We start from the raw sequence: 5,000 nt of genomic DNA on the forward strand, positions 1-5,000 counted from the left end.
ACAACTGCGAGTTAGTTGGGTGGGCGGGGCGCCTAGTTCAGGGTGGCGACAACCTCGTTGAGCTTTGCTGAAGGTCGCATCACGGCCTCCGCCTTGGCGGCGTCGGGGCGGTAGTAGCCGCCGATGTCGGCAGGCGAACCCTGGACTCCGAGCATCTCGGCAATGATGGTGTCCTCGTTGGCCGTCAGGGCCTCGGCGACGGCGGAGAACGCGGCGGCGAGCTCCGTATCGTCGCTCTGCTGGGCCAGTTCCTGTGCCCAGTACTTCGCGAGGTAGTAGTGGCTGCCTCGGTTGTCGAGTTCGCCCACCCTGCGCTTCGGGGACTTGTTGTCGAGCAGGAACGTGCCGGTGGCGCGGTCGAGCGTGTCCGCGAGGACCTGTGCCCGGGCGTTGCCGGTGGTGGTGGCGAGGTGCTCGAAACTGACGGCCAGGGCAAGGAATTCGCCCAGGCTGTCCCAGCGCAGGTGGTTTTCCTGCAGGAGCTGCTGGACGTGCTTCGGAGCCGAGCCGCCGGCACCGGTCTCGAAAAGGCCGCCGCCGTTGATCAGCGGGACCACGGAGAGCATCTTGGCGCTGGTGCCAAGCTCGAGGATCGGGAACAGGTCGGTGAGGTAGTCACGCAACACGTTGCCGGTCACCGAGATGGTGTCTTCGCCCTTGCGGATCCGCTCCAGCGTGAACGCGGTGGCCTTCTCCGGGGACATGATCTCGATCTGCAGGCCCTCGGTGTCGTGGTCCTTCAGGTATTCCTTGACCTTGGCGATCAGCTGGGCGTCGTGGGCGCGGGTTTCGTCGAGCCAGAAGACAGCCGGCATCTTGGAGGCGCGGGCACGGGTGACGGCCAGCTTGACCCAGTCGCGGATCGGCACGTCCTTGGTCTGGCAGGCGCGCCAGATGTCGCCCGGGGAGACCTGGTGTTCGATCAACACGGTTCCGGAAGAATCCACAACCTGCATGGTTCCGGCGTACTCAACCTCGAAGGTCTTGTTGTGGCTGCCGTATTCCTCAGCCGCTTGTGCCATCAGGCCGACGTTCGGAACCGTACCCATGGTGGTGGGATCGAAGGCGCCGTGGGCACGGCAGTCATCGATGACCACCTGGTAGACATCTGCATAGCAGCTGTCCGGGATGACCGCGAGAGTGTCGGCTTCCTTGCCGTCCGGTCCCCACATGTGGCCGGAGCTGCGGATCATCGCCGGCATCGAAGCGTCAACAATGATGTCACTGGGAACGTGGAGGTTGGTGATGCCCTTGTCCGAATCGACCATGGCCAGCGCCGGTCCGTCTTCCAGGCCCTTCTTGATGGCCGCCTTGATGCCTTCGCGGACGTCTTCCGGGAGTTCATCGAGGCCGTTCAGGATGGAGGCGAGGCCGTTGTTGGCGCTCAGGCCGGCAGCAGCGATCTGCTTGCCGTAGGTGTCGAAAAGCTCAGAGAAATACGCCTTGACAACGTGGCCGAAGATGATCGGATCGGAGATCTTCATCATGGTGGCCTTCAGGTGTGCCGAGAACAGCACGCCTTCTTCCTTGGCGCGGACCACCTGGGCAGCCAGGAACTCGTCCAGGGCAGCGGCGCGCAGCACGGTGCCGTCCACTACTTCACCGGCGAGGACGGGGAAGGCCGGCTTGAGGACCTTGACGGTGCCGTCTTCGCGGACGATCTGGATCTTGATGGTGTCGTCGGCCGGGATGACCACGGACTTCTCGTTGGAGCGGAAGTCGTTCTCCGTCATGTGCGCAACGTTGGTCTTGGAGTCGGCGCTCCAGGCACCCATGGAGTGCGGATTCTGGCGGGCGTAGTTCTTCACCGACAGGGGCGCGCGGCGGTCCGAGTTGCCTTCACGCAGGACCGGGTTCACGGCCGAGCCCTTGATCTTGTCGTAACGCGAGCGGATGTCCGTCTCTTCGTCGGAGGAGGGGTTGTCCGGGTAGTCCGGAAGCGCGTAGCCCTGACCCTGCAGTTCGGCAATGGCTGCCTTCAGCTGAGGGACGGACGCGCTGATGTTGGGAAGCTTGATGATGTTCGCCTCGGGCTTCTTTGCCAGTTCGCCCAGTTCAGCCAGTGCGTCACTGATCCGCTGCTCTTCAGTCAGGTAGTCACCGAAGACGGCGATGATTCGGCCGGCCAGCGAAATGTCGCGGGTCTCGACCTCCACGCCGGCCGTTGAGGCGAAAGCTTCCACAATCGGCAGGAACGAGTACGTCGCCAGCATCGGCGCTTCGTCAGTGTGGGTATAGATAATCTTTGCCATTGGCGGGGCATCTCCCTGAAAGTCTGCAGATTTCAACATCTCTAACTTACCTGAGGGGGCCGGATTGGCGCGTACCGGGACGGCCTCAAGCGCGCTGTGCAACGTCATACCGCGCCGAACCTTATGTACCTCCGCACCAAATCGGAGTAGGTTCATTGGGTCAAACTGTGGCCGACAACACGTGGCCGCCAAACGATTGGCAGGACAATCATGACAAAGAAATCACTCCCCATCACTGGTCTCCTGAGCCTCATTACCTCCGCCGTTTTGACCCTCTGTGCCGCTGGAGGGGCGGCAGCCGCAACGCCTACTGCGGTTTCGAGCTTCGCAGCGCCTGGGACGCAGCAGCTCGTCAGCCTGGCGACAACAAACACCGACCCCACGGGGTACTGGACTCCCGAACGGATGCAAGCAGCCATCCCGGGCGATGTCCTCGCCCGCAAAGCCCTCGCACGAGGTGGCGCCACCGCCAGCGGCACGGTCGAAACCGGCCCGCCAGTGAAAATCGCCAGCGCCAAGGGCAGCAGCTCGAGCCTGCACCAAGACGAAGACCCTATTGACCACGTCGGCAAGGTCTTCTTCACCATGGGCGCCTTCGCTTACGTCTGCTCCGGCAACGTCGTCGTGTCGGACAACGACAGCACAGTGGCGACCGCGGGCCACTGCGTCAACGAGGGTCCCGGAGCCTTTGTCCAGAACTTCGTGTTCGTTCCGGCCTATCTCAACGGCAATGCTCCTTACGGCATCTGGCCGGCCAAGGCCCTCTACACCACGCCCCAGTGGCGCACCGCCGGCGACATCCGCTATGACACCGGTTTCGCAGTTACCGCCACGGTGAAAGGCAAGCACTTGGCCGACGTCGTTGGCGCGTCCGGCGTGGAATTCAACCAGGACCGGGGACTGAGCTACCAAGCCTTTGGCTACCCTGCCGCCCCGCCGTTCGACGGACAATCGCTGAAGAGCTGTTCGGGTGACGCCACCAAGGACCCCATCAATCCACAGTTCAAGGCGCAGGGCATTCCCTGCGATATGACCGGTGGGTCATCGGGCGGACCCTGGATGGTCGACTCGGGCCGGGATTCCTACCAAAACTCCATTACGAGCTACGGCTACCCTGGTGGCCCGGCTGTGATCTACGGGCCTTATTGGGGCTCCGTCATCCGGGATGCCTACGATACGGCGTCCACATCCTAGGTCTTTCGGCCAGTTGGAAACTAGGCAGAATTCGCATCTTGCCAAACGAAAGTCAAATCTCACAAAACTTGAACAATTTCTTTACATGCTTGTCACGGCTTCGGTAGTTTCGGTTCCGTCAGTCGGCGGCCTCCACAAACCGGCCGCCGTCCGCTCGATATCTAGGACAACTGTGACGAGAACCAAGACCTTGGCCACAAGCCTGCTCGGCCTCACTGCCGCCGCCTTACTCGCGCTGGGCGCCGGCAGCGGGGCCACCGCGGCCCCGTCCATAAGCGATGGCACCGATGCGTCGACCGTGAGCAGCAATTCGGCGTCGGACGCGAACACCGCTGACAATTGGACTCCTGAACGGATGAAGAACGCCGTCTCCGGTGACCTTCTGGTCACCAAGGCACTGACCCGGACACAGGCCGCGGTTGGCCTTTCGGACATACCAACTTCTCCCGATCAGGTTTTTCCCGGGCTTGGCCGCGCACTGACAATCGAAGGCCAGAATGCCACCAGCACTGCAGCGCCGTCCCCCGCCGTGGATCGTAAAGCCAACGCAGGTGAGTCTCCCGTTTCACACATCGGAAAAGTGTTCTTCACACTCGGCGGGGTGAACTATGTCTGCTCCGGCAACTCCGTCACCTCCGCCAACCAGAGCACCGTGTCCACCGCCGGCCACTGCCTCAACGAAGGCCCCGGGGCGTTCGCGGGCAACTTCACGTTCGTTCCCGCCTACCAGGACGGCGCCGCGCCCTACGGAAAGTGGACGGCCAAGGCGCTCTACACAACCAGCCAGTGGTCCTCAAGTGGAAACATCCAGTACGACACCGGATTTGCCGTCATGAACACCGTCAATGGCCAAAAGCTCTCAGCCGTGGTGGGCGCCTCAGGCGTCCAGTTCAACGCTGCCCGAGGACTGGCGTACAAGTCGTTCGGCTACCCCGCGGCATCGCCCTTCACCGGGGAATCGCTCAAGAGCTGCTCAGGCACTGCCACAAACGATCCCAACAACCCCCAGTTCAACACCCAGGGGATCCCCTGCAACATGACGGGTGGCTCCTCCGGTGGCCCGTGGTTCCTTGGAAGCAGCGCCAGCGGATACCAGAACTCGGTGAACAGCTACGGCTACGGAAGCAACTCCACCACGATGTACGGCCCGTACTTGGGCACGGTCATCCAAGGCACGTACCAGACAGCGTCCACAGCCCCGTAGCCTCCCAGGCACCACAAGGGACATGCCCCCTGTTCGCTCCCAGGGTTGGACATATTGCGAATATGCCCAGTGCCGACCACCAAAATGGACATGTCCTCCCGGGAAGGGAGGACATGTCCATTTTTTGGTGCCGCGAGTGGACCCGGTGCGGAGCGCCCGGACCTCGGAAAGGACCTAGTGGAAGAAGTGCCTAGCGCCCGTGAAGTACATCGTGATGCCGGCGGCGTTGGCCGCAGCAATGACTTCCTCGTCGCGCACCGAACCGCCAGGCTGGACGACGGCGCGCACACCGGCGTCGATCAGGATCTGGAGCCATCGGCGAACGGGAAGAACGCGTCGGAAGCGGCCAC

Annotated in this window: 3 protein-coding genes and 1 pseudogene; 2 read left to right on the forward strand and 2 right to left on the reverse strand. The window is 62.6% G+C overall.

Annotated elements, in window-relative coordinates:
- Positions 1-32: 32 nt before the first annotated feature.
- Positions 33-2,252: an NADP-dependent isocitrate dehydrogenase gene (locus tag AHiyo1_RS06690; RefSeq protein ID WP_059388022.1), complete on the reverse strand. Its 2,220-nt coding sequence runs from the start codon at positions 2,250-2,252 to the stop codon at positions 33-35.
- Positions 2,253-2,462: 210 nt separating this feature from the next.
- On the opposite strand from AHiyo1_RS06690, the gene AHiyo1_RS06695 reads away from it, so the two are divergent.
- Together AHiyo1_RS06695 and AHiyo1_RS06700 are read left to right on the forward strand one after the other, a co-directional pair.
- A complete protein-coding gene (locus tag AHiyo1_RS06695; protein WP_059388023.1) occupies positions 2,463-3,446 on the forward strand; it encodes a trypsin-like serine peptidase in 984 nt (327 codons plus the stop codon).
- Positions 3,447-3,618: 172 nt separating this feature from the next.
- Positions 3,619-4,650, forward strand: a complete 1,032-nt coding sequence (locus AHiyo1_RS06700; protein WP_059388024.1) for a trypsin-like serine peptidase — start codon at positions 3,619-3,621, stop codon at positions 4,648-4,650.
- A 174-nt stretch (positions 4,651-4,824) separates the two neighbouring features.
- On the opposite strand, the pseudogene purH reads toward AHiyo1_RS06700, so the two are convergent.
- A pseudogene (purH, locus tag AHiyo1_RS06705) lies at positions 4,825-5,000 on the reverse strand (bifunctional phosphoribosylaminoimidazolecarboxamide formyltransferase/IMP cyclohydrolase); the annotation flags it as partial.

Origin of the sequence: Arthrobacter sp. Hiyo1 (assembly GCF_001263615.2) — a bacterium.
GTDB lineage: Bacteria > Actinomycetota > Actinomycetes > Actinomycetales > Micrococcaceae > Arthrobacter.

Bases quoted from the DNA above. Each gene is read 5' to 3' on its own strand.
- AHiyo1_RS06690 (WP_059388022.1), bottom strand. From the start codon at position 2,252: ATGGCAAAGATTATCTATACCCACACTGACGAAGCGCCGATGCTGGCG.
- AHiyo1_RS06695 (WP_059388023.1), top strand. From the start codon at position 2,463: ATGACAAAGAAATCACTCCCCATCACTGGTCTCCTGAGCCTCATTACC.